Source organism: Bacillus sp. FSL W8-1143 (assembly GCF_037965155.1).
GTDB classification, from domain to species: Bacteria; Bacillota; Bacilli; order Bacillales; family Bacillaceae; genus Bacillus; species Bacillus pumilus.
The window spans coordinates 2,242,394-2,265,772 of the sequence record NZ_CP150182.1; the positions used below are offsets into that span (position 1 = coordinate 2,242,394).

Consider the following 23,379-nt stretch of genomic DNA (forward strand, 5'->3'; position numbering starts at 1 on the left):
GGAGCGAATTTGACATTCGTGAGCACCGGAGCGCAGACCTGACAACGAATGCGAGGGTTTGTCTACACGCTGAGCATCTCTATAAAAAGAGATGCTTTTTTTCATACGTTTAAAGAGAAAAGCCATTGATAAATGGATTTTGTTCCTGCTCCGTAAGTACAGTGGTTTCTCCGCCATGTCCACTTAAAACAAGAGTTGATTCTGGTAAAGACAATAATTTGTTATGAATTGATTGAAGCAGCACTTCTTGACTGCCCCCTACTAAATCTGTTCTCCCGATGCCGCCTTCAAATAGCGTGTCACCAGAAATCACAAATCCTTCTTCCGCCGAATAGTAAGACACACTGCCTGGTGAATGCCCAGGAGTGTGGAACATCTCTAATGTAAACGATCCAATTTGAAGAGTTCCTTCTGACGTAATTAATTTTTCAGCTTCTTTGACCGTAATTCCATTTCCAATCAATCGAGCTGAACCGTTTAATTCAGCGTTCGTGAGCCATTCTTTTTCATTCTCGTGTACATAGAGTGGCACTCCCCACTCTGCGCGCACTTCATCTGCGGCACCGATATGATCAAAATGAGCATGCGTCAGTAAGACCGCAAGCGGTGTGAGCTGTTTTTCTTTTACATAGGAAATTAGCTTTTGTGCTTCACCGCCTGGATCAAAGATTAAACATTCTCCGTGCTCATTTTTCCAAATATACGCATTCGCTTGTACATAGCCTAGTGGCATTCTTCTCCAATTCATTTTCATCACCTACTTTATTCATTCTTTTTTATTATGAAGCCTACACAATAAAAATTCAAACAATCGTCAACTGGAATCTACTCGACAAGCTTTATGAAAACGGTTAAAATGAAAAGAAAGGAAATCAAGGGGATTGATGACAAAGGGGGACTTTCACATGATGCTCGTCATTATTTTTGGTCTAGTCACGATTTTAGCTGCACTCGGGATCTATCGCTCACTTAAAAAAGTGAACGTACTTGCCATCGCTTTTGCTGGCGCGACATTTTTGGTTTTTGGCTGGTTTACTGTCATGACCATCATCTATAGCGGTTATCCAACTGCACATTAAAAAGCCTGCATATGGCAGGCTTTTAGATTATTGACAAAGGGCTAAAATGATCTTGATTTTAGCCCTTTGTCTTCTTTTCAGCTTGATAGAAAACCTTTGCAGCCTAGGAAGGACGAGTACCGGAGCGGAGCGAATTTGATATTCGTGAGCACCGGCACGCAGGACTGACACCGAATGCGAGGGTTTGTCTACACGCTGAAAGCCTGCATTTAGCAGGCTTTTTTTATTGATTCAAGTGCTTATTCACGCTTTCTATTTTACTTGTAAGCGTTGTGGTTTGATCCCGCCTGTCATCAATGCGGATATTGGTCGCTACGCGATGCAGTCCCTTTTCAAAAGGTGCTTCATGAATGCGCTGAATGACCTCAAATAAAACGGATAATTCACCTTCAATTAACGTATTCATTGGTGTTAATTGATAATTAATTTTCCCTTCTTTTTGAAAGCCTTCTAAAATTCTTTGTACATCTGCTACATAAGCACTGACACTTGGTGTATCCGTGCCTATTGGAATGATAGTGACATCTGCTATGGCCATGTTTATTGCCCCTTTCTACTCAAATCCTCATGTTTTCTCGTCCTCATTGTAACCTATTCGCAATCCATCATGCCATGCTCACGTTGCATTTAAAGAAGGTTTGTCCCGTTCTATCGTCAAATCCGCCCTCTCTACCTTCCCAATTTTTGTGAATAGCAGCAGGCATATCCCTGATACAGCTTCAATGATGCCTCCAGCCGCAATGACATATCCGGAACCAAATAATGTCGCCATATAGCCGCCAATGAGAGCGCCTAACGGGATCATGAAGAAGGAGATCATATTGATAATTGCATACACTTGCGGCTGATCCTCTGCTTTTACTGACAATTGAATCATTGTATGTTCAGGCACGTTGACTGCACTGATGGCGGCCCCTAATGCAAAAGCTGATATAAATACAAGTGGTAAAAATGCGTTCATGCCTGTTATAAAGAACGAGATTCCATCAACAATCCCGGCACCTATAAACAGCAGCCCATACCGGTTCACTTTTACCTTTGTCAAAACAAACCCCATCAAGAATGCACCTAGTGCCGTTGTGACTTTAATAAATGAATAGATCACGGGTCCACTATGTAAATCCTCTGTTAAATAAATAACAGACAATGCTTCCCATGGTGCGGCAGCAAAGTTTGAGCAGACACAAAAAATCGCCAATGGGAACAAAATATGATGCCTTCTCACAAGTGAAAATCCCCGAATCAATCTTTTGCCGTATGATAACCCTTTTTTGGCTTTATCAATGATGATTTCTGTTTCATATGTAATGATTAATACAAGTAAAGCGGACAAGAGATAAAGAGGAATAATCACAAGCATTGTATATCCTACCCCTACAAACGCAATCATGACACCACAAACTGTGACCGTCACAAGCCTGACTACATGACTTGCTGATTGAATAGTTGCATTCGCTTTTTGTATGAGGTCCTCATGGACAAGCTTTGGAATAATTGATACAGACGCCGGTTCGTAGGAGCCACCAGTTGCCGAATGAAGCAGCATACACCCAATAACAAGTGCTAATGGCGTGAAGCCATAAAAGTAACTGACCACAATCACAAGAATTATCGCTCCTCTTGTTAAATCAGCAAAACACATCCAAAATTTCAATTGATGCGGCTTCATCATTGGGGTAATTAGTGGCCCAACAATGGCTTGCGGAACAAAGCTGACCGCAATAAAAAAGGCTGTTCCAATTGCCCCTTTTCCGCCTAGTACTAAAAGCCACAAGATGGTGTTGAAAGATAAACTATCAGCTGTTATTTTGCACATTTTAGACATAAATAAGTAAGTGAAATTCCTTTTCCACAGGCTTTGAGCACTCAATGATCGACATCTCCCTAAAACATATCCTTTTTTTTACATCCATACCTTTCACAATAGCTCACAATTCGGCCTTCGTCAATTGCCCTAACATTATTTTTATTGACAATAAGAAATTGCTTCATGTTCAAATGTAAAAAGCACCTGACAGGTGCTTTTTAACACTTACATGCTTCCCATAACAACCGCTTTGTTTTCTCATAGATCGTGTCAAATTGATTCATGGAAAGAGGATTTTTTCCTAGGCCAAGCTCGACTGTATACCCCTCATTGTGACATTGATAAATAAACCAATCGCGATAGCCTGCATAGCTGTCAAGATATTGAACCGGTTTATAGCCGCTTACTTGTTCGAATCGTTTGACCGTTTCTTTTGAGATGGCTGGTTCATGACCAAGAAACCCCCAGTATATCTCTTCCCCTTGTGTATGGAGAGCAACAAGCCTGTCAAAGCGTTTTCGTAACGCTAGATTTGCCATCGCTTTCGCTTCTGGCTCTGTTAGCGGCTGATACCCAGGAAAACCTCGATTGGACGGAGCCTTAGTTTCATAACGGTAGTATTCGATCTCCCAATAAGCAGGAAATTGATTGTTCAAATCCACCCCTCGTATATTTGCTTTCCACTCCTGATAGTCAGCATATCCATCATGTAGCGGTGTGAATTCTTCACTGCTCAGACCAAGTGACTCTGGTCCATTTCGTACGAGGTCCACACCATCTGGATTCACCAATGGTACGATAGAGAGAGCTGTGGTTCTCAGAATATGAACGGCTTCATGATGCCTTGCTTGCACCGGGTCAGATGCAGCCAAACACAGCGATTTCAGCCATTTTATTAAAACAGACGTCGTGATCCATTCATTTGCATGAAAAGAGGCATTCAAATGAATAGAATGTAAATGCTGAACAGGCTCTGTTCGGATTTCATAAATAGGTGTATCAAGCACTGAATGACCTATGATGCTCATTTGAAGAAAAGGAAATGCGGCTTTCAAGTGGCTCAACTCTTCTTCTAATTGAGCACTATCATATTCAAAGGTTCCATTGATCCAATCATCGGATTGCTGCAGCCTGTATGGCGCAATAAATTTCTGCAGCTCACCTATGGAAGAAAATGAATGGATGCCTTCCGGAAGTCGATATCCCGGTAAAAGGAGGTACTCATTGCTGATTTGATTGGATAAATGGAAAGCTGCATTCCCTATCCCTAACTGCTTTGCTACATGATCCTTTTCCTCTCCATCTAGCTGCCATTCAATTTTCCCAAACGACGTTGTCTTCATTTACATCCCTCCTCTCATACTATATGAGCCGGCAGACCAAAAAAGAAAACCTCTGCATGTAAAAATAACAGAGGTTTTCTCGTATGTTAGGACGCCTTTTTTAGCTGAGTTTCATCTTCTTTTTTGGATGGAGAATGGTCCGGGCTATTCCGGTCATAAAATCTAAGGAGATCCCCATAGATGATTTGATCAGAGAATTGGAGCTCTTGCTTTGCCTTCTCTTCATAAGACTGACACACAGTCTCATCATCTCTTGGCTCACCCGTTTTTTTATTGTAGCAAACACCATCTGTGAACACACTGTCCTTCGTAATAAAACTGCCATCACGAAGCACGGTAAAATCATTCGTATCTTTCGATAAAAGATCATGGCCAAATTGAATTTGTTTACTTGTATCAATTCCTAATAGATTGAGTACAGTTGGGCGGAGATCGACCTGACCACCTACCGTATCAATTTCTTTTGGATGTTGGTCTGTGATCCCTGGAATGTGTACAACAAACGGGACTTTTTGAAGCTGTACTTCTTCAAATGGCGTAATCTCTTTATTTAAAAATTGCCCCATGGCTTCGTTATGGTTTTCCGAAATTCCATAGTGATCCCCATATAAAACAAAGATGGAATTTTCGTACAAACCTGTTTCCTTCATTTTTTCAAAGAAAATCTTCAGCGCCTCATCTTGATATCGCACTGTAGGAAAGAACTTGTTTAGCGTTTTGCTCTTAGAATCATATTCATCAATGAGCTTATCTTCTTCATCTAGATCAAACGGAAAGTGATTCGTTAATGTAATCAATCTCGTATAGAAAGGCTGCGGGATCGATTTCATCAATTCCGCTGACTGTTCGAAGAATGGACCATCTTTCAGCCCCCAGCCAACTGAATTTTCTTCATTTACATCAAATGATTTAATATCAAAAAACTTATCGTAGCCAAAGCTATCGTAGATCAGGTCACGGTTCCAGAAACTTTTGTTATTCGCATGAATGACAGAAGAATGGTACCCCTCATCCTTTAACAGCTCAGGTGTGGCTGTAAACTCATTGCTTGGATTTGTGAAGAACACAGCCCCTCTTCCAAGTGGATAGAGAGAGTTATCAACAATAAACTCTGAGTCAGATGTTTTCCCTTGACCTGTTTGATGATAGAAATTAGTAAAGTTGTAGCTTTTCTTGATTAATTTGTTTAAAAACGGGGTGATTTCTTTCCCGTTTAGTTTTTCATTGATCACGAAACTTTGTGTAGATTCAAGTGAGACAAGAATGACATTTCGTCCTTTTGCTTGACCAAACGTCTTTTCATTACGGTCGGTTTGATTTGCACTTATATAGTTTTCAATTTCTGTTAAGCTATTGCTGTCAGCAAGGGCTCGTTGAGCAGACTGCTTCGATTGCAGCACTCCATCATAAATATGGAAATTATATAAGCTGATATTTTTCACCAGCATCTCACGGTCAAATGAGCGAGTGAGCAGTTCTGGTCTCTCTGTTTCAGCCAAACCAAGGTTAAAGAAGAAAGTCGCTGCCACAAATAAATAATAGGCTGCTCGTTCTTTTCGTGAAATGGTGACATCCGTTCTAAAGGAAGGCTGCTTTTTATAGAGCCACATTAAAATGATAATATCAACGAACATTAGAAAATCGACTGGTTCAATTAAAGAGGTAATACTTGACCCGAGGTCACCCATATTGTTTGTTTGAAATAGGACGGGGATGGTTAAAAAGTCACTATAGAATCGGTAAAACACAATGTTAGCTAACAAAATAAATGTCAGAATAAAGCTCGTCACGATGATATATCGATTGCGATTTTTTTCTTTCATAAATAAACCGATTCCGAAGATAAACAAGATAAAGCTAAGCGGATTAATAAACAGGATGAACTCCTGCATGAAATTTTCTATTTTAATATTGAAGCTAGATTTATAGATAACATAGGTTTTGACCCACATGAGCAATGTCGCAATCAGTAAAAATGAAATCGCCTTTAATCTTTTCTTTCGCATTGTAACCTCCTTATGCTAAGCGAGCACTCAAGCTAGGGATACACCCTAATTATTGGTGCTTCTTCAAAAATAACTAAACTATATCTTATCCTGTATGTGCTGGAAAATCAATGTCTTTTTCCTCATGACAAACTTATGAATATGCTAAACATTTCATTTCATGCCCATCTATCGCTTTTTTTAATAAAAATGACATCATGATGACTTTTTTGTTTAAGACAACCATTTGTTTTTTGCCATCCATGCACCGCCGATGACTCCTGCATCGTTTCCGAGAGAGGCAATCACGACTTCGACATCATCAGCGCAAGGCGGAAATGCGTGATGCTTAACAACGCGTTCTACTTTACTGCGAAGGAGCTCACCTGCTTTTGAAACACCGCCGCCAATCACGATTTTTGTTGGGTTTAACGCACTGGCAAGATTCGCTAACACAAGCCCAAGATGAGTCGTCACTTCTTCTACGACACGCATGGCAAGATCATCTCCACTTTCAGCGGCCTTAAACACTTCCTTTGCAGTCAGCGAAGTGAGCGTGCCAAGTGAAGATGTATGCTGCTCTGTTACTAATTTATCCTTTGCAAGCCGGACGATGCCAGTCGCAGATGCAATGGTTTCAATGCAGCCTGTTCTCCCGCAATTACAAGGTGCTCCTTGGAATGGAACGGCACAAATATGGCCAATTTCTCCGCCAGCCCCTGTCTCACCTTGAACAACTTCACCATTTACAATAATGCCGCCGCCAACACCTGTGCCAAGTGTGACCATCAGGATGTTTTTTGCGCCATCGCCTGCACCCTTCCACATTTCACCGAGTGCAGCAATATTCGCATCATTTTCGATGACAGATGGAAGTCCGGTCTCTGCCTCTAGGTGATCTTTGAGTGGATAGTTTGTCCAGCCGAGATTCGTTGTTTTATAGACAATCCCAGATACTTTATCTACAGGCCCAGGTGCGCCCATTCCAATCCCAATCAGCGCTGATTTGGGCATACTGATTTCGACTAGTTTGTGGTCAATTGATTTGGCAATATCGACTGTGATCGTCTGCCCTGATTTATCCGTAGGAATCTCCCACTTATGCTGAATTTCACCATATAGATTAATGAACGCAAGCTTAATTGTCGTACCGCCAAGATCAACTCCTACAAACCAATCCCCGATCATATGCCCTCCACCTTCACATTGTTTTTCGATTTAATTTGGCTAGTTCCATTTGAAGAATCGTCATTGCGTTTGACCATTCTGTCCGGTCAATAATGCCCGATGTATACATTTCCTTCAGTTCATCTGCCATAAAATCTAATTCCACTTCACGATCTCCGAAATACACATAATTTCCAAATCTCATGAGCAGCTGCTGTACATCATATAACGTTTTCATTGTTTCCACCATTTCTTCTCATCAACAGATAGGATAAGCGTATTCATAAATGCGCTTTCAGTCAAGTCATTCAATGTGTTTGCGTGTTTTCAATATATTGTTTCAGCTTTAAAAATTGATCATTTTTTGGATCTTGGTCTAACCCTTTTTCTATTAGATCCTCTGCTTTCGCTGTCTCTCCTTTTTCTACGTACAACAACGATAAATGATACAGTTTATTTGGATCATCTGGATTTTTTTTAAGCGACTTTTGTAAAAATCCAATCGCTTTGTCAAGGTGTCCGAGCTGGGCTTCCGATAGTGCATATATATGTAGAGCCTCAGCTGATGCATCCTTTTGATGTACATATTCCTCTAGACGTTTACTTGCTTCGTTATAGTTCTTATCATCAAATAAACTTGCTGCCTCACTTACTGCTGCCGCTTCCTTTTGATCGTCTGAATGAAACCCTGTATACAATCCAAAACCACCAATCAACAGTAGAACAATACTAGCAAGAAACATTTTGACAGGCTTCACCTGTTTAGGAAGCCGGACAGCTAAAGCCGCTAAAAAACCGCCAACCAGACCGCCAAGGTGCCCTGCGTTATCAATACCTGATACGGTAAAGCCGATCCCTAAATTGATGAGGATGATCACAATAATATTTGTCCCCATCGTCCGGAAGAAGAGCTTGCGGTTAGAAATTGCCAAATATAATAGTGCACCTAAGCATCCAAAGATCGCGCCTGATGCACCGGCTGCGATGGCCGTATTAAAGACAAAGCTCGCTATGGAACCAAAAATGCCGGAAATGAAATAGATGAGCAAAAATCTCCATGAGCCATAAATTTTCTCAACAGCCGCTCCGACAGACCAAAGAGCAAATGTATTAAAGAGTAAGTGTGTCAAGCCAATATGCAAAAACATCGGTGTAATCAGGCGCCACCATTCTCCATCTAAGATCAGCCCATTATTTTTAGCACCAAACGCTGTCAAAGTTGCCGTATTGGTACTTCCGCCAAATAGTTCAAGTAAAAGAAACATCACCACTTGAACAGCGATGAACAGGTAGGTGAAAATCGGTCTGCCATTTTGAAAAACGGCCCGTTCTCGTTCACGCTGCTTTTCCTGATCATCAAATGCTTGAAGTACGCTCACTTTAAGCTGGATGACATCTTCAGCTGTGTCTCTTTTTGCCTCTTCTACATCCACTGTCAGCGATGTATTGAGCCATTTTTGCAGCTCATTTACGTCGTGTTGAAGAGTGTCTGCATTCAGTAATACAGGTGTAACCGTCACCTTTTGCTTTTTTTGCGGTTGACCGTTTAGGTCCTCCCAATCATCTACAGGGTCGTCAGCTGTAAATTGGAGCTGTAAGAGATGCAGAGAACGTTTACGCATGGCCTCTCTCAGCTGATCCATCCGATACGTCTGTTCTTCGATATCTCGAACGATCTCCTGTTTAAAATTCACATCTTTTCTATATAGACGGATGAGATCATACCCTGAGTTTCGTGGTGCTTCAAAAAATATTTCATCTTCTGGAAACGGACTTTGAATCATCTCGTACCCTTTTTGTCTTAATTCATCAACAACTCGCCAAAATAAACTATCTATGACATTCATTCATTCGCGCTCCATTTTTTACATTATTATAACAAGAATCGTTCTGATCCGCATTTCTGAACAAAAAAATCCCGGCGTCTGCGGGATTAGAATGCTTGGCGAATAAATTTCGTCCGAAAATATGGGATTTTCATCAGCCACTTAATAAAAAAGTGACGCACTTGATTTTGACCTAAGATCAAATTCATCAGCCGGTAACGATTTTGCACGAGAACGAATGCAAACAATGTGAACACAATGCTCCAAATCATTTTATTCATCATATTCCCTCCTATGTTCGTATCGTGGCTTAAATAGGATGTGTTTATGCATGAACCATCATTTTTATCGCTTACCATGCGATATGCTTTCACACTCTAATCCCTTGTTCTTTTGATTGAATATAATAGACCTCTTCACACTCAGATTGATCATAAGAAACGTCAAATTGATGAAGATCGATTAAATCCTTGAACGTATGAGGCAGCTTACAATTCTGCTCTACCTCTTCCATCTTGTGAGGGAAGTAACTTTCGTATGGATTTGGTGTATGAACATATACAGCGTCTAAATCAGGGTCATGTTCGTGAATACAAATCCATGTTTGGTATGGCTTTTCAAAGCCTTCAAGCTGTTTTAACAGCCTATGATATAAAGCGATATGGGCTTTGATATGCTCTCTTCTTATTTTTAAGCTATTTTCCCCGACCCCAAAAAAATCAAGGTGCGTATGCCAAAAATAAAACCATGAATCCTGATCAAGTTTGAGGTCACAAGTATTCACTTCCTCCCACATATTGCGGAAGTATCTTTTCTTTCCACGAAATTTTTTCAAAACGGACCTCCTATCAACTCACATGACATGACCTAATGAAACACGAAAAAGCCTGTTCTTTGGACAATGAGCGGACTTTTACTTTTGATATGACGTGCCTTTTTCACTGACAATCATAGACACCGGTATGTCGTGCGCTTCAGTCGGCACATCCCTGATTTGCTGTAAAGACAGACAAAGTGCAATGGTTACCCCGTGATAGTCAGCTAAGTAGCGGTCATAATAGCCGCCCCCAAATCCAATCCGGTAGCCTTTTTGATCGAAGCATACCCCTGGCACAATGATTAAATCAATGGTTTCTTTATGTACAGCTGTTGATACTTGAGGGTCTGGTTCCAATAGCTCAAAGTAGCTGGATGTCATCTTTGTTTCGGGTGTATATTCATAAAACATCATCTCTTTTGTTTTCGGAAAACAGGTAGGGATACATACTGTTTTTCCTTCTTCCCACGCTTTTTCAATTAGAGGCATTGTCGGTATCTCTTTTCCTCTAGACATCGTCAAAGCGATCGTTTTCGCCTGTTTCCATGCTGGCAGCTGCAATAAGTGCTCATGAAGTAAAGCCGTGCTGCGCTCAAATTCTTCAGGGCTTATCTGATCAAGCTTGGCTAATGTTTGAAGGCGAAGCTCCTTTTTCATACAGATCATCTCCCATCATAAAAAAACAGCAGGAAAATTCCCTGCTGCTTACTTTGTTTCACGATGTACAGTTTGTTTTTTATCACGTGAGCAATACTTTTTGAATTCAACGCGATCTGGATTGTTTCGCTTATTCTTTTTAGTAATATAGTTACGCTCACCGCATTCAGTGCAAGCTAGAGTAATATTTACGCGCATATTTTTCCCTCCAAACTAAAATCAATTCACATTCAGACCTAACTATAATACCACTTCTAGCTTAGGAATGCTAGAATGTTTTTTCACCAATTTCAATTTGAGTGCATCCACTTACATATCGCATGCTTATGTCATGAAAAATCGTCTGCTCCCCTATAAAACCTGATCCTTTGTCGTACTGTATACATGAGAGACCCTCTTCTCCCCGCCGCTTTCATTTATTTTGACAGCGAGGCAAGGTTTTCATACCCGTTTTACATATAAAAAGAAAAAAGATGAAAAAAAGGTGATTTTCTTCAGCAATTCCTTTTGAAACTAGCTTTTTTATGGTATAAAAAAGAAGGGTCGAAAACTGTTTGAAACAATCTTGGAAGCCTTTTATGGCTTTCAGCATTAAAATATGAATAAAAGGTGATGAAACATGGAAATTGCAATTATCGGATTGCTTGTTGTCAGTATTGTACTGATCGCATTCTCATATTTTCAAAGAGAACCGATTAAAGAAGTCGAGCAGGAACTTGAAACACTTCAACTATCTGCAATGCAAGAAATCTATAAACTGAAAAAGAAAATGAAAGTGCTTGAAGAAGAATTACTTGAAACAAACATCGTCGTCCGCAAGCATTCAGAAATTGATCCATCCATCGCAAGACAGATCATTTCAAAGCACCAAAATGGCATGTCTCCTGAGGCCATTGCGCGCGCTGAGCATGTATCTGTAGAAGATGTCAACATGATCATTAAAGACAACGAGAGGGTGCTTGTATGACGAAAAAAAGCATCCAAACGTTTGCAGCAGGTATGATTCTTGCAACTGGGGTTCTTGCGATTGTCTTTTTCCTCACTGGGAAAGACGAGGCAGCAGCTGATACAACAACAAAAGAAACCCTCGCACAGAAAGTAACAGACACTGACGTGAAAAACTATTTAGACTCCAAAAAAGAAGTCACTGTCAGCCGTGAAACGTACCAGCAGCTTCTTGACTATAAGGAAAAAGCGCTGAAGGCAAATGAAGACGGAGATTCTAAAAGTGATCAACAAAAAGAGGACAAGCCTAAAGGCAAATCGATCAAATTTGTGATTAAAAACGGTATGAGTACAAGTGATGTTTCAGACATGCTTGAAAAGGACGGCATCATCAACTCGTCTAAAGATTTTAATGATTACGTAATTGACGCCGGCTACCATAAAGAAATTCGTGCAGGCAAGTTCAATTTAAAAACAGGAATGACATTCAAACAGATTGTCAAAGCCTTAACAAAATAACAACAAAACCCCCCTGGCGGCACTGACCTCCAGGGGGGTTTTCTTATCCAAATCGACCAGATATATAATCATTCGTTCTTTGATCGTTTGGCTCAGAAAACATCACATTCGTATCATTGACCTCAACAAGCTCCCCCATTAAGAAGAATGCCGTTCGGTCTGATACCCGAGCCGCTTGCTGCATGTTATGCGTCACAATGGCAATCGTATATTTCTCTTTCAATTTCATAATCAATTCTTCAATCTTTAATGTTGAGACAGGATCAAGCGCTGATGTTGGTTCATCCATTAATAAGATGTCTGGGCTTGTAGCAATGGCTCTTGCAATACAAAGACGCTGCTGCTGACCGCCAGAAAGGCCTAGAGCGGGAGCACTTAATCGATCTTTCACTTCATCCCAAAGTGCAACATCTCGAAGCGCTTTTTCCGCGATTTCTTTTAATTGCTGCTTGCTCTTTACTCCGTGAATTCTTGGTCCGTATACGACATTATCAAAAATTGACTGAGGGAATGGATTCCCTTTTTGAAACACCATCCCGACATTTTTACGCAGCTCCACTAAATCGACACGACCTTTTAAAATGTTGTCATCTTTATACATCATATCCCCGGTGATTTTCACACCTGGCACTGTTTTGACCATAAGATTTAACGTTTTAATAAACGTTGATTTTCCGCAGCCGGACGGGCCGATAATCGCTGTGACTTCATGCTCTCTAATCGCTAAGTCAATATGCTTCAATGCATGATGCTGTCCATACCAAAGATTCATATCATTCACACGAAACACTTCTTTTTTTGCTGCTTTAGTTGCTACTGCATTCATCAAATCCACCCGCCTTATCCAAATCGACCATTGATATAGTCTTCTGTTTTTTGCTGTGCAGGACGTGTAAAGATACGTTCTGTGGCATCATATTCTACTAGATCTCCGTTTAAGAAAAAGGCCGTACGGTCTGATACACGGAGCGCTTGCTGCATGTTGTGTGTCACAATGACGATTGAATAATCATTTTTTAATTCGCCTAATAGCTCTTCAATTTTCGCATTTGAGATAGGGTCTAGGGCAGAAGCCGGTTCATCTAATAATAAGACACTAGGTTTCATCGCAAGTGTACGTGCAATACAAAGTCGCTGCTGCTGACCGCCTGACAATGACAAAGCAGATCGGTGCAGACGATCTTTGACCTCATCCCATAACGCCGCCTTTGTTAAGCTTTCCTCAACCGCATCATCAAGCACAGATTTTCTTTTTTCCCCGGCATACTTTAACGCATGGGTGATGTTATTGTAGATCGATTTAGGAAATGGATTTGGTTTTTGGAAGACCATGCCGATTTCTCTTCTTAAATTCACCACATTAATACGGTCATCCAAAATATTTAATCCTTCGTACATGATCGCCCCTTCACTTCTCGCACCTGGAATTAAGTCGTTCATGCGGTTAATGCTGCGTAAAAAGGTTGACTTCCCGCAGCCGGATGGACCGATTAATGCAGTAATTGCATTCTTCTCAATCTCGAATGAAATGTGATTGACCGCTCTTTTTTCACCATAATAAATGCTTAAATCCTGCACCTGTAAAATCTGTTCCGCCTGAAGTGGAGCCTTTTTCGCTGCAATCTCTTTTTTTTCTGCTAGCATTTGAACCATATCCCCTTCACACCTCTCTCACATTATTTTGACGTAAGCTTTTTATGAATAAATGAACCAAGCCATCTAGCTGCTAAGTTGAATAATAAGACTGAAAGCACAAGTACAGCTGATGCACCATTTGCGATGGCTTCTGCATCTGGAATGATTCCTTGTGTATTGACGTTCCATATATGAACGGCTAATGTTTCTGCCGGTCTAAACACATTCAGCGGTGACGTATCAGAAAAAGGACTCCAGTTTGTGAAATCAAGGCGCGGTGTGGAGAGACCTGCTGTAAAAAGAAGAGCAGCCGCCTCACCAAAGACTCTTCCTGATGCTAAAATCGCACCAGTGATAATAGACGGAAGCGCACCTGGAATAAGGACCGTTTTGACTGTATGCCACTTCGTTACACCAAGCGCTAGTGATGCTTCCTTTTGATCCTTCGGTACAGAGCGCAGCGCATCTTCTGTCACCCTGACCATCACCGGCAGGTTAAACACAGTGAGCGCAAGAGCTCCTCCAATAATCGTATAGCCCCAGCCTGTTAAATTCACAAACATGAGTAAACCAAACATACCAATGACGATAGACGGAAGTGAAGACAACACTTCGATACATGTACGAATAAAGTCTGTGACTTTGTTTTGAGGAGCGTACTCTGCCATATACACTCCGCCGCCGACGCCAAGCGGTACTGTAATCAGCATCGTAATAAACAAAATATAAAACGAGTTAAACAGCTGATCCCTGATGCCGCCGCCAGAGCCAATCGCACTTGAGCGGGTTGTCAAAAAGTCGAAATTTAATTCTTTTGCACCGTTGAAAATGATATAAGAAAACAAACCAACGAGAATCGCCGTAATAATGGCAGCACATAATCCAAATATAAATGTGGCAAAACGATCGGTCATTTTGCTATTCATTAAATCTTCCTCCTAGACGACAAGTATCTGATAATGAGTATGAACATAAATGATACAACTAGAAGGACAAGTCCCATTGACCAAAGTGTATTGTTCTCAACACTTCCATACGTTGTGTGACCCATGTTTAACGTAATAATGGTTGTTAATGTACCAGCTGTATCCATAATGCTCTCTGGTAAATTACGCGTGTTTCCAATGACCATCTGTACAGCAAGGGCTTCTCCAAATGCTCTAGCCATGCCAAGAACGACCGCTGTCATTAATGTTGGCAGAGCTGCTGGGACAAGCACACGTCTAATCGTTTGCCATCTTGTTGCGCCTAATGCGTACGATCCCTCACGTAAACTTTTTGGTAGTGAACCCATTGCATCAGTCGCAATGGATGTAACGGTTGGCAGGATCATAATAGACAGGACAATCGTTCCTGCTAGCACGCTATGCCCTGAGCCGCTTGACTTGAAGTGTCCGATAAACGGCACCAATACTGTAAGACCTATGAATCCGTAAACAACGGATGGAATCCCTACAAGCAATTCAATGACTGGCTGGAGGATTTTACGTCCCCAAGCAGGTGCAATTTCTGTCATAAAGATTGCGCCTGCGATGCCTAGTGGCGCTGCAATGAGTGCCGATAGGAGCGTGACGGCGATTGATCCGAAAATAAAAGGAAATGCGCCGTACTGCGGGTTTTCTGCTGTTGGGTTCCAATTGATACTGGTTAAGAACTCAATTGGGCTTACACCATTTACGATGAAAGATTGTAAACCCTTAATGCCAAGGAAGATGGTGATGGCGATAGATACAGCAATCATTAAGAATGCGCAAAATCTCACCAAAATACTTCCTCTCACTTCATCCATTTGCCTATTTTTCTTCGAGCTGATCAGTCGATCGCTCGCTTCTGTATGTTCTATCTGCTTCATCTTTTTCTACACTCCTATGAATGTCATAAAAGGAAAAGTGAAAAGCTCCACTTTTCCTTCATCAGCAATTCAAGACCTCTTACTTATCTGTTTGTTTGCCTGTTGCGTCTCTTTCTACTTTCATATTAGCAACTGAGATGTAGCCTTGGTCTTTGACGATTTCTTTTTGTACTTCATCACTCATGAGGTAATCTAAGAATTGTTTTGCTAGACCATCTGGCTCACCTTTTGTATAAGAATGCTCGTAAGCCCAAATTGTATATTTACCGCTTTCTACATTGCTTTCTTCCGGTTTCACACCATCAATGCTAAGCGGTGTAATTTTGTCATCTGTTAAATAAGAGAATGCTAGGTATCCAATCGCACCTGGCGTTTCTGCAATCAGTTTTTTCACTGTGTTTGAAGAATCTTCTGTGATTCCTTCTGCAGGTGTTGCACCATCAAGTGCATATTTCACAAATGTTGCACGAGTTCCTGAAGAGTCAGGTCTGTTCACAAGCGTGATTTTTTGGTCTTTCCCGCCAAGCTCTTTCCAGTTTTTGATTTTACCAGTGAAGATTTTTTTCAATTCGTCCTTTGTGATGTCTTTGACACCCACTTCAGGGTTTACAGCTGCGGCCATTCCAACAACTGCTACTTTGTGGTCTGTTAAAGCTTTTGCGTCGATTCCGTCTTTCTCTTCTGCGAATACATCTGAGTTACCAATTTGTACAGATCCTTCTGACACTTGAGAAAGTCCTGTTCCTGAACCGCCGGCTTGTACTTGAATATCGGCTTTTGGATGTTTATCCATGAATTTTTCTGCTGCCGCAAGAACTAAAGGCTGCATCGCAGATGATCCTGAGATGGTAATGGAACCTGATGCCTCATCTTTGTTTGAAGCATTTCCTTTACTGTCTTTTGAATCTCCGCTTGAGCTGCTGTTTCCGCATGCTGTGACGAATGCTAACAATGCGATAGTAAGGAAAGTAAGCAGCCATAATTTGTTCTTTTTCATTTCAAGAATACCCCCTGAATAATTTGTCCTACGAGTAATACATTAAAGGTTCTTTATTAATTTCGTTTAAATGGAATGTTAAGGTTTTGTAAATGTCGAAGTTTTGTAGAGATCTTGCGATGTTTTTTATGTATTTTGTCAATTTATCTCGAAAATTTTGAAGAAAACGTAAAAAAACGCCCACAAAAAGTGAGCGTTTTTACCTAGAAAAGGTCTAGTCGTTTGTTTCTGCTTCATTTTCAATTTTATTTTTGTTCTTCGCTTGTGTATCATTGCTTTCCTGTTTTGATTTTAGCTCAAAGTATTTGTCTAATACTTGTTCACCGATATCATTTGTAATTGGATAGCGCTGATTGTAGTCTTGATACACCCATGGTACAACGACGGAAATGGCCACTTCTGGATTATCAGCAGGCGCATACGCCACAAGTGTTGTGTTATATGTTGGTGTGCCGCGTTTGCTTTTAATTGGGCCGTCATAGAATGATTGAGCGGTTCCTGTTTTGCCAGCTGGGTTATACTTTTTGTTGCCAAAGTTCGAGTAGGCCGTCCCTCTTGGGTTCTGCATGACAAGCTTGAAGCCTTGCTGAACACGCTTGATCTCATCACCTGTCATGTCTAGCTTATTCAATACGTCCGGTTTGACGGATTCTGTTACAGCACCAATGCCGCGCTGCGGATCTGGCTCTCTCACTTCTTTAACAAGCTGCGGACGTAAACGATATCCGCCATTGGCAATCGTTGAAACGTATTGCGCCATTTGCAGCGGTGTAAACGTATCATACTGTCCAATTGCATAGTCAAGCAGGAGACCAGATTGTGTAGACGTTCCCCGGTAGCCTGTCGCTTCGTTTGGCAGGTCAATCCCTGTTTTGACACCAAGACCAAATTTACTGAAATTATAACGGAATGTATCAAAAGCTTTCGGATCGATTGGGAGCGGCTGGTTCTTACGATACTCCCCTTTTCCAACGGCAATCGCTGTTTTAAACATATACACGTTAGATGAACGTTCGAGTGCCGTTAAATCATTAATGAGTCCCATATTTTGATAGGATTTCTTAGGCGGTGACTGCGCGATATACAGCGGTTCATCGTACTGGGTACTTCCAATATGAATCACGCCTGTTTTATATCCCGTCAGTACAGTGGCCCCTTTTACAGCTGAGCCCATCGCATAGGATGAAGTCATCGTTCCTAATGCGTAGTCATCAAATTTGTATTTTCCGTTTTTGTTTGAAATCTGTTTCCCCGCAACGGAGAGAACTTCTCCATTTCTAGGGTCCATCATGACAACAAACGCACGATCAAGAAGCTCTGTCCCGCCTCTTTGTTTCGCACTTCTTAAGTTCTTTTCAACGATTTTTTCTACTGCTTTTTGCAGCTGAATATCAATGGTGAGAACTAGGTCTTTCCCGCTCTTTCCTTCTGTTAGCACTTTAGAGCTTGTCACATTGCCCTCTTTATCAGTTGTACTCTGCTCTTTTTCCTTTTGGCCTTGCAGGACATCTTCATATTGATATTCTAGATAGCTTTTTCCTACACGGTCATTTCGGCTGTAGCCGAGCGATAAATAATGTTCAAGAAGTGACTGCGGAAGTCCTTCATCACTTGAGGACACGCTGCCGAGCATACTGCGAAGCAGTCCTTTATACGGATAGCTGCGTGACCAGTCTGTTGTGACATCCACACCTGGCAGCTCGTCCAAATGCTCAGAGACGTAAGCAATTTCGCTTGGCTTCACATCATCATTTTTAATGAATTGAGGCGTAAGTGCATAGCCTGCATCCATTTGTCTTTTAATCGCAAGCACTTGTAAGTCTTTTTTCGTCAGTTGATTTAATTCCTTGTCCGTGATGCGTTTCAGCTGAAGTTCATATAATTTATCATCAGCGACCTTATCGTCACCCTTTAATTCCGATTCCTTTTGAACAAGCTTTTTCGCTTCATTCGGGTGCGTTAAAATCCAGAAATCTTTTTTGTCACGATCGGTGATTTTTTTCGTACTCACATGAATCATATCCGCTAATTTTGTAGCCACTTTGAGCCGCTCTTCTTGTGAAGTCGTCGAGGTTCTCGTATATGTAATGGCATTTAGCGCTTTATTGCTGACAATCGTATTATAGTTTCGATCGTAAATTTTTCCGCGCGGAGCAGATGAGCTGACATTCACATCCTCTTGTTTTTCTGCCTGCTTTTTATAATCTTCTCCATTGACAATTTGTACAAATCCGAGTCTTACAACAACACCGGTAAAAATAATAAACGCAGCTAAAAATAGTAAATTCAGCCGAAGTGGAAGTGTTTTGCGCCCTTCCTTCGCGTCTTTTTTGTTTTTCTTGTTTCTCATCACATCACCTTTTCTATCAAGAAAGAAATGGCACCCCTTTTTGTGTATAAAAGGTGCCATCATCATTTTAGCGGTTTTTCTATTATTTATCTAGAAATTTGATGTTCCATTGGTAAGAAATTTTACCTTTCTCCCTTAATAAGGTTCGTCTGAGAAACTGGCTTTTGACCGTCTGCCTCTTTCATATCAGCAGTTTTTTCTTTCAAATGAATATCTTTTACAAAGAAATAAATGAGGGTATGTCCCGCTCCAAGTACAACAAGAGATGCAGGTATCCCGAGCTCATCACCAAGTAAAGTGACAGACAGAAGAAACAACACAATGGAACAAATACGGCCAGCATTTAAAAACAGCTCCCTGACCACAATATATTCAATTCGGGCTTTCCTTGCATACCTTGCATGACCGATGACATCGTATGTTAAGGAAACATATGGAACAAGCAGAAGCGGATATCCTATCGCGATGGCTACCGCATACATGAGAAGTGATACATAGGACAAGTGAAAGACGATTAAGAACAAGGCGCCGTATAAAATCAGCCCGCCAAGCATAATGGCTTTCTTACGCCATTTTTTCTTAATCAAACGCGTAGCGAAGAAATAAGCGAAAAAGGCAACACCTGAGTTCACCAAACCAAATGTCCCGAGAGCAAGCTCACTGTTTGTTGCGATAAACACAAAGACACTGATTAAGAAGACAAAGACCCCTTCACGAAGCCCTTGAAAAAAGTGAGCTGTTGTAATCTTACGCCAATTCTCGTCGGCATGGCGTTCTTTCCATATTTGCTTGATGATAAATTTTCCTTTGGACTGCCTTCTCTTGAGGAAAAAGCTCATCACAACCGCTAATGAAAACAAAATTAGCGATAAAGTAAAAATCACTGTATAGCCCGTATCATCTGTTAATTGAGAAATGACAATACCCGCGATCAGTGGACCGATCATGCCAGCTGTAGAAGTGAGGACTCCGAGAAACCCATTAAAGAAATCTCTTGTTTCAGGCTCGGTGATCTCAAAGGTAAGTACGTTAAAAGCAAGCCAGTAAAAACCATAGCCGATCCCAAGGACACTCCCTAATAAAACAAGCCGCGCGGCCGCGTGCTCTCCTGCTATTAAGACAATTAAGTAAAAAGCGGCTAAGAAGATCACGCCGAAACGAAGGACAAACGCCCGGTCTATTTTTTTAGCAAGCCGGCCTGCGAATAAAAATGTAATGGGCTGAAGCACAACAATAGCCAGATTGTAAATCGCAAGATCTGTGAATTTCCCAGACTGTTTCCATAAATACACGTTTACAAACGTATTAGAAAGCGCAATGGCAAGTGCGTATAATCCGCCAATCGTGAGGAGGAGCATTAAATCTCTTGTAACATCCATGTCCCCGAACATTTTCTTTAATCTGCTCATATATTTCATTCTCCTTTTCTACACAATAGTCTGTCTCATCAAAAGACAGATATGTAAAAAAAGGAGGGAAAATATAAAAAGACCTGCTTCTCTAAAGAGCAGGTCTTTTCAAATCAAATGGTTTATTTAGCTTCGCTGTAAAGGCGAGCCACTTCATCCCAGTTCACAACATTCCAGAAAGCTGAAATGTAATCAGGACGACGGTTTTGGTAGTTCAGGTAGTAAGCATGCTCCCAAACGTCAAGTCCTAGAATTGGTGTTTTTCCTTCAGTTAAAGGAGAATCTTGGTTTGGCGTGCTTGTGATTTCAAGTTTGCCATTGTTCACAACAAGCCATGCCCAACCAGAACCAAAGCGTCCTGCAGCTGCTGCAGCGAAATCAGATTTGAATTTTTCAAATCCGCCTAATTCTTTTTCGATTGCATCTGCAAGTTCACCAGTTGGTGCGCCGCCACCGTTTGGTGAAAGAAGCGTCCAGAATAATGAGTGGTTAGCATGTCCTCCGCCATTGTTACGTACAGCTGTACGAACGTTTTCAGGTACAGAGTTTAGGTTAGCCACTAGCTCTTCGATTGATTGATCTTCAAGAGCTGATACACCTTCGATTGCTTTGTTTAAGTTTGTTACATATGTGTTGTGGTGTTTTGTGTGGTGAATCGTCATTGTTTCCTTGTCGATATGTGGTTCTAATGCATCGTAAGCATATGGTAATTCTGGAAGTTTAAAAGCCATGGTTAAATTCCTCCTTAGAAATGTATGTACTGAAATGCTTCCTTAGGTCGTAAGCAAGCAATTCACCCTACTCAAAGAGTATCAAAAGAATTGGCTTGTTTCAACGTTATTGCTCATGATCTGAAACATTTCAGTGTTTATTTTGTATTTAGCCCTTTAGAAAGAGTTTTAAACGCCCTTTTTCTATTTATCGAAGGACATAAAATAAAAAGATGCCCAGCATCAGCGCTTGAATCAATCCTTTGGCAAATACACCTGATATAAATCCGATTAACGAGCCTAATCCTACTTTCACACTTGTTTTCACATCTTTTTGATGAACAAGGAGCTCTGCTATAACACTTCCGATAAACGGACCAATGATAATTCCTGCAATCGGAATCACAAAAGGACCGACTAATAACCCAATGGTGCTTCCCCAAATAGCTGCACGGCTACCGCCAAAACGCTTGACCCCAATCAGGTTCGAGACATAATCTGCCGCAAATAATACCGCGGTAAATACGGCTTGAATGAGCCAAAACGTCAGTGTCAGCGGCTCGAAGCTGAAAAAGAAACCATATAGAATAAATCCGAGAACCATAAAAACCACACTAGGGATAATTGGATAAACAAGTCCAACAAATGCAATGATAAATGCACAAATGATCAGAATCCAATACAGCACGTCCAAGTCACAGCCGCCTCCTTTTTATTTGCTGTATACATTATGCCTCATTCCCTCTATCTTAACCAGCAATGAAGGCCATACTTGTACTTGTTAGATAGACATTGATACAATATGAGAAATAGAAAAGAATGTAGGAAGTGAATTGATTGAACGTATTTAAACTATTGTTAAAAGGCATTTATTCACCAAAAGATATTGCGAAAGCACGGTTTACAGGGATTGGCAAAGCGATTTTATTCATTTTTATCCTTTCGATCATCGCAGCAGTTCCGCAGGGCTATCATATGAGTCAAGAGATCTCGAATGCGATGTCAGGATTTCAGCATGTGATCAAAAAAGATTTACCTGATTTCTCAATCGAAAAAGGAAAGCTTCAAGCGGATCAAAGTGAACCGATAGAAAAAGAAGAAAACGGCATTACGATCATTTTTGATCCTGCTGAAAAAATAAAAGCAAGTGAGCTTGAATCAAAGCAAACGGCCATCGCATTATTAAAAGAAAAAGCTGTGATTGCTATTGATGGGCAAATGACAGATATCCCGTATCAGCTGCTTGGTGGGACGCTGACAAAAGACGAACTCGCCCGCGTCACAAATCAGAATCAAGCGATTATTATCCCAGTCATCTGTGTGCTGCTATATCTATCAACTGCGGCTCTCATGTTCATTAGCGCAACTTTCCTTGCGATGCTTGGTACATTTATTAAACGCATGCAGCAAAAAGAGCTGTCCTTCCAAATGCTATGGAAGCTCTCTGCTTACTCACTCACATTAACAACAGTCTTTTTCGCCATCATGAGTGCATTAAACACGCCTGTTGCGAATTCATTTTTATTAAATTGGGTCATTAACTTTATCTTTTTATACCTTGTTGTAAAGGAAATACCCGCTAAACATAAACCACTTGTCAAAAATTAATTTAGTATATGAAAGCTCCCCCAACTTGGAGGAGCTTTTTATGTATGTGCATTCTCTATGATTCATCCGGATGAATGATCGCAAACAAATAATGATCTTCCCACACGCCATTAATCTTTACTTTTTTACGATTGAGTCCCTCATTTTCAAAACCTGTCTTTTCAAGCACACGAATGGAACCTATATTACTCGGCTTTACTCCAGCTTCAATACGATGCAGGTGCAGCTCATCAAAGGCATAATCGATGATTAAACGAATGGCTTCTGTCATATACCCTTTCCCGCCATGCTTTTCATCAAGTACATACCCCAGCCAAGCTCCTTCTACCGGGCCTCTTACGACAGAATTTAATGAGATTGTCCCAATTAAGGCATCTGTTTCATTTAAGAAAATACCGTGCATGTAGGCTTCATCCTGTACGCATCTTTCCACACTGCGCTGAATTCGTTCAATTTGACGAGATAACGTGAAAAAATCATCTTTGACCAAAGGTGTAAATTGCTGAAAATAGGAGCGATTCTCAAGTTCAAGTGCGAGTAGTGATTGTGCATCTTCTTCTGTTAGCGCTCTCACATATATATGCTGACTGATTTTCTTCATAAACTCTCCCCCTGCTTTTATTTTATCATAATCGTGATAGAAGCTTGAAAAAGCACCGCCGAGCGTAAATTC

26 protein-coding genes are annotated in these 23,379 nt (G+C 41.0%); 4 read left to right on the forward strand and 22 right to left on the reverse strand.

Translation table 11 applies throughout. From position 1 onward, the window contains the following. Positions 1-109: 109 nt before the first annotated feature. A complete protein-coding gene (locus NSQ36_RS11295; protein WP_003217463.1) occupies positions 110-748 on the reverse strand; it encodes an MBL fold metallo-hydrolase in 639 nt (212 codons plus the stop codon). A gap of 157 nt (positions 749-905) precedes the next feature. Between NSQ36_RS11295 and NSQ36_RS11300 the strand changes: the two genes are divergently transcribed. Next, positions 906-1,079, forward strand: a complete 174-nt coding sequence (locus NSQ36_RS11300) for a DUF2759 domain-containing protein (RefSeq protein ID WP_003217333.1) — start codon at positions 906-908, stop codon at positions 1,077-1,079. 223 nt (positions 1,080-1,302) lie between these two features. Here the strand turns inward: NSQ36_RS11300 and NSQ36_RS11305 are convergent, their stop codons facing one another. From NSQ36_RS11305 to rpmG, 11 genes are all read right to left on the reverse strand, one after another. Continuing rightward, positions 1,303-1,617: an MTH1187 family thiamine-binding protein gene (locus NSQ36_RS11305; RefSeq protein WP_226803664.1), complete on the reverse strand. Its 315-nt coding sequence runs from the start codon at positions 1,615-1,617 to the stop codon at positions 1,303-1,305. 78 nt (positions 1,618-1,695) lie between these two features. Continuing rightward, positions 1,696-2,949 (reverse strand): MFS transporter, encoded by a 1,254-nt coding sequence (locus NSQ36_RS11310; RefSeq protein ID WP_106065591.1) that lies wholly within the window; start codon positions 2,947-2,949, stop codon positions 1,696-1,698. 155 nt (positions 2,950-3,104) lie between these two features. Continuing rightward, positions 3,105-4,229, reverse strand: coding sequence for a M14 family metallocarboxypeptidase (locus tag NSQ36_RS11315; RefSeq protein ID WP_003217367.1), 1,125 nt, complete (start codon positions 4,227-4,229; stop codon positions 3,105-3,107). Positions 4,230-4,315: 86 nt separating this feature from the next. Continuing rightward, positions 4,316-6,235: an LTA synthase family protein gene (locus tag NSQ36_RS11320; protein ID WP_003217406.1), complete on the reverse strand. Its 1,920-nt coding sequence runs from the start codon at positions 6,233-6,235 to the stop codon at positions 4,316-4,318. Positions 6,236-6,448: 213 nt separating this feature from the next. Next, positions 6,449-7,402, reverse strand: a complete 954-nt coding sequence (locus NSQ36_RS11325) for an ROK family glucokinase (protein WP_003217302.1) — start codon at positions 7,400-7,402, stop codon at positions 6,449-6,451. A 13-nt stretch (positions 7,403-7,415) separates the two neighbouring features. Next, positions 7,416-7,619: a YqgQ family protein gene (locus NSQ36_RS11330; RefSeq protein ID WP_050943971.1), complete on the reverse strand. Its 204-nt coding sequence runs from the start codon at positions 7,617-7,619 to the stop codon at positions 7,416-7,418. Positions 7,620-7,689: 70 nt separating this feature from the next. Further along, on the reverse strand, positions 7,690-9,228 hold the full coding sequence (locus tag NSQ36_RS11335; protein WP_226803665.1) for a rhomboid family intramembrane serine protease: 1,539 nt from the start codon (positions 9,226-9,228) through the stop codon (positions 7,690-7,692). A gap of 86 nt (positions 9,229-9,314) precedes the next feature. After that, complete coding sequence (locus NSQ36_RS11340; protein ID WP_017367602.1) at positions 9,315-9,488, reverse strand: hypothetical protein; 174 nt, start codon at positions 9,486-9,488, stop codon at positions 9,315-9,317. 89 nt (positions 9,489-9,577) lie between these two features. After that, complete coding sequence (locus NSQ36_RS11345; protein ID WP_226803666.1) at positions 9,578-10,042, reverse strand: hypothetical protein; 465 nt, start codon at positions 10,040-10,042, stop codon at positions 9,578-9,580. Between the two features lie 78 nt (positions 10,043-10,120). Then, on the reverse strand, positions 10,121-10,681 hold the full coding sequence (locus NSQ36_RS11350; protein ID WP_226803667.1) for a 5-formyltetrahydrofolate cyclo-ligase: 561 nt from the start codon (positions 10,679-10,681) through the stop codon (positions 10,121-10,123). A 48-nt stretch (positions 10,682-10,729) separates the two neighbouring features. After that, complete coding sequence (gene rpmG, locus NSQ36_RS11355; RefSeq protein ID WP_012010579.1) at positions 10,730-10,879, reverse strand: 50S ribosomal protein L33; 150 nt, start codon at positions 10,877-10,879, stop codon at positions 10,730-10,732. A 421-nt stretch (positions 10,880-11,300) separates the two neighbouring features. Between rpmG and NSQ36_RS11360 the strand changes: the two genes are divergently transcribed. Next, the gene (locus NSQ36_RS11360; protein ID WP_003217285.1) at positions 11,301-11,648 is read left to right on the forward strand and encodes a hypothetical protein; all 348 of its coding nucleotides are present in this window, start codon (positions 11,301-11,303) and stop codon (positions 11,646-11,648) included. After that, positions 11,645-12,145 (forward strand): endolytic transglycosylase MltG, encoded by a 501-nt coding sequence (locus NSQ36_RS11365; RefSeq protein WP_003217472.1) that lies wholly within the window; start codon positions 11,645-11,647, stop codon positions 12,143-12,145. The genes NSQ36_RS11360 and NSQ36_RS11365 overlap by 4 nt, the downstream gene beginning before the upstream one ends. A 43-nt stretch (positions 12,146-12,188) precedes the next feature. On the opposite strand, the gene pstB (NSQ36_RS11370) is transcribed toward NSQ36_RS11365, so the two are convergent. The 9 genes from pstB (NSQ36_RS11370) to NSQ36_RS11410 form a co-directional block, all read right to left on the reverse strand. Further along, positions 12,189-12,971 carry a phosphate ABC transporter ATP-binding protein PstB gene (gene pstB / locus NSQ36_RS11370; RefSeq protein ID WP_034620853.1) on the reverse strand — a complete coding sequence of 261 codons (783 nt, stop codon included), beginning with the start codon at positions 12,969-12,971 and terminating at the stop codon, positions 12,189-12,191. 14 nt (positions 12,972-12,985) lie between these two features. Further along, complete coding sequence (gene pstB, locus NSQ36_RS11375; RefSeq protein WP_170938397.1) at positions 12,986-13,789, reverse strand: phosphate ABC transporter ATP-binding protein PstB; 804 nt, start codon at positions 13,787-13,789, stop codon at positions 12,986-12,988. 32 nt (positions 13,790-13,821) lie between these two features. After that, complete coding sequence (gene pstA / locus NSQ36_RS11380) at positions 13,822-14,706, reverse strand: phosphate ABC transporter permease PstA (RefSeq protein ID WP_003217489.1); 885 nt, start codon at positions 14,704-14,706, stop codon at positions 13,822-13,824. Continuing rightward, a complete protein-coding gene (gene pstC, locus NSQ36_RS11385; protein ID WP_003217329.1) occupies positions 14,706-15,632 on the reverse strand; it encodes a phosphate ABC transporter permease subunit PstC in 927 nt (308 codons plus the stop codon). Before pstC ends, pstA begins: the two co-directional genes overlap by 1 nt. Before the next feature lie 79 nt (positions 15,633-15,711). Then, entirely contained in the window at positions 15,712-16,629 is a 918-nt protein-coding gene (locus NSQ36_RS11390; RefSeq protein WP_003217324.1) for a phosphate ABC transporter substrate-binding protein, read from the reverse strand. A gap of 214 nt (positions 16,630-16,843) precedes the next feature. Then, complete coding sequence (locus NSQ36_RS11395; protein WP_113387145.1) at positions 16,844-18,979, reverse strand: penicillin-binding protein 2; 2,136 nt, start codon at positions 18,977-18,979, stop codon at positions 16,844-16,846. 122 nt (positions 18,980-19,101) lie between these two features. Continuing rightward, entirely contained in the window at positions 19,102-20,388 is a 1,287-nt protein-coding gene (locus tag NSQ36_RS11400) for an MFS transporter (protein ID WP_003217361.1), read from the reverse strand. Positions 20,389-20,510: 122 nt separating this feature from the next. Then, positions 20,511-21,119 (reverse strand): superoxide dismutase SodA, encoded by a 609-nt coding sequence (gene sodA, locus NSQ36_RS11405; RefSeq protein ID WP_003217313.1) that lies wholly within the window; start codon positions 21,117-21,119, stop codon positions 20,511-20,513. Positions 21,120-21,306: 187 nt separating this feature from the next. Beyond that, positions 21,307-21,792 (reverse strand): DUF456 domain-containing protein, encoded by a 486-nt coding sequence (locus tag NSQ36_RS11410; RefSeq protein WP_003217408.1) that lies wholly within the window; start codon positions 21,790-21,792, stop codon positions 21,307-21,309. 143 nt (positions 21,793-21,935) lie between these two features. Between NSQ36_RS11410 and NSQ36_RS11415 the strand changes: the two genes are divergently transcribed. Further along, positions 21,936-22,706, forward strand: coding sequence for a DUF1189 domain-containing protein (locus NSQ36_RS11415; RefSeq protein ID WP_003217320.1), 771 nt, complete (start codon positions 21,936-21,938; stop codon positions 22,704-22,706). Between the two features lie 55 nt (positions 22,707-22,761). On the opposite strand, the gene NSQ36_RS11420 is transcribed toward NSQ36_RS11415, so the two are convergent. Continuing rightward, entirely contained in the window at positions 22,762-23,307 is a 546-nt protein-coding gene (locus NSQ36_RS11420) for a GNAT family protein (RefSeq protein WP_137054966.1), read from the reverse strand. Between the last annotated feature and the right edge of the window lie 72 nt (positions 23,308-23,379).

Excerpts from the sequence above, each read along its gene's own strand:
- NSQ36_RS11295 (WP_003217463.1), bottom strand. The coding sequence starts at position 748 with ATGAATTGGAGAAGAATGCCACTAGGCTATGTACAAGCGAATGCGTAT.
- NSQ36_RS11300 (WP_003217333.1), top strand. The coding sequence starts at position 906 with ATGATGCTCGTCATTATTTTTGGTCTAGTCACGATTTTAGCTGCACTC.
- NSQ36_RS11305 (WP_226803664.1), bottom strand. The coding sequence starts at position 1,617 with ATGGCCATAGCAGATGTCACTATCATTCCAATAGGCACGGATACACCA.
- NSQ36_RS11315 (WP_003217367.1), bottom strand. The coding sequence starts at position 4,229 with ATGAAGACAACGTCGTTTGGGAAAATTGAATGGCAGCTAGATGGAGAG.
- NSQ36_RS11320 (WP_003217406.1), bottom strand. The coding sequence starts at position 6,235 with ATGCGAAAGAAAAGATTAAAGGCGATTTCATTTTTACTGATTGCGACA.
- NSQ36_RS11325 (WP_003217302.1), bottom strand. The coding sequence starts at position 7,402 with ATGATCGGGGATTGGTTTGTAGGAGTTGATCTTGGCGGTACGACAATT.
- NSQ36_RS11330 (WP_050943971.1), bottom strand. The coding sequence starts at position 7,619 with ATGAAAACGTTATATGATGTACAGCAGCTGCTCATGAGATTTGGAAAT.
- NSQ36_RS11335 (WP_226803665.1), bottom strand. The coding sequence starts at position 9,228 with ATGAATGTCATAGATAGTTTATTTTGGCGAGTTGTTGATGAATTAAGA.
- NSQ36_RS11340 (WP_017367602.1), bottom strand. The coding sequence starts at position 9,488 with ATGAATAAAATGATTTGGAGCATTGTGTTCACATTGTTTGCATTCGTT.
- NSQ36_RS11350 (WP_226803667.1), bottom strand. The coding sequence starts at position 10,681 with ATGAAAAAGGAGCTTCGCCTTCAAACATTAGCCAAGCTTGATCAGATA.
- rpmG (WP_012010579.1), bottom strand. The coding sequence starts at position 10,879 with ATGCGCGTAAATATTACTCTAGCTTGCACTGAATGCGGTGAGCGTAAC.
- NSQ36_RS11360 (WP_003217285.1), top strand. The coding sequence starts at position 11,301 with ATGGAAATTGCAATTATCGGATTGCTTGTTGTCAGTATTGTACTGATC.
- NSQ36_RS11365 (WP_003217472.1), top strand. The coding sequence starts at position 11,645 with ATGACGAAAAAAAGCATCCAAACGTTTGCAGCAGGTATGATTCTTGCA.
- pstB (WP_034620853.1), bottom strand. The coding sequence starts at position 12,971 with ATGAATGCAGTAGCAACTAAAGCAGCAAAAAAAGAAGTGTTTCGTGTG.
- pstB (WP_170938397.1), bottom strand. The coding sequence starts at position 13,789 with ATGCTAGCAGAAAAAAAAGAGATTGCAGCGAAAAAGGCTCCACTTCAG.
- pstA (WP_003217489.1), bottom strand. The coding sequence starts at position 14,706 with ATGAATAGCAAAATGACCGATCGTTTTGCCACATTTATATTTGGATTA.
- pstC (WP_003217329.1), bottom strand. The coding sequence starts at position 15,632 with ATGAAGCAGATAGAACATACAGAAGCGAGCGATCGACTGATCAGCTCG.
- NSQ36_RS11390 (WP_003217324.1), bottom strand. The coding sequence starts at position 16,629 with ATGAAAAAGAACAAATTATGGCTGCTTACTTTCCTTACTATCGCATTG.
- NSQ36_RS11395 (WP_113387145.1), bottom strand. The coding sequence starts at position 18,979 with ATGAGAAACAAGAAAAACAAAAAAGACGCGAAGGAAGGGCGCAAAACA.
- NSQ36_RS11400 (WP_003217361.1), bottom strand. The coding sequence starts at position 20,388 with ATGAGCAGATTAAAGAAAATGTTCGGGGACATGGATGTTACAAGAGAT.
- sodA (WP_003217313.1), bottom strand. The coding sequence starts at position 21,119 with ATGGCTTTTAAACTTCCAGAATTACCATATGCTTACGATGCATTAGAA.
- NSQ36_RS11420 (WP_137054966.1), bottom strand. The coding sequence starts at position 23,307 with ATGAAGAAAATCAGTCAGCATATATATGTGAGAGCGCTAACAGAAGAA.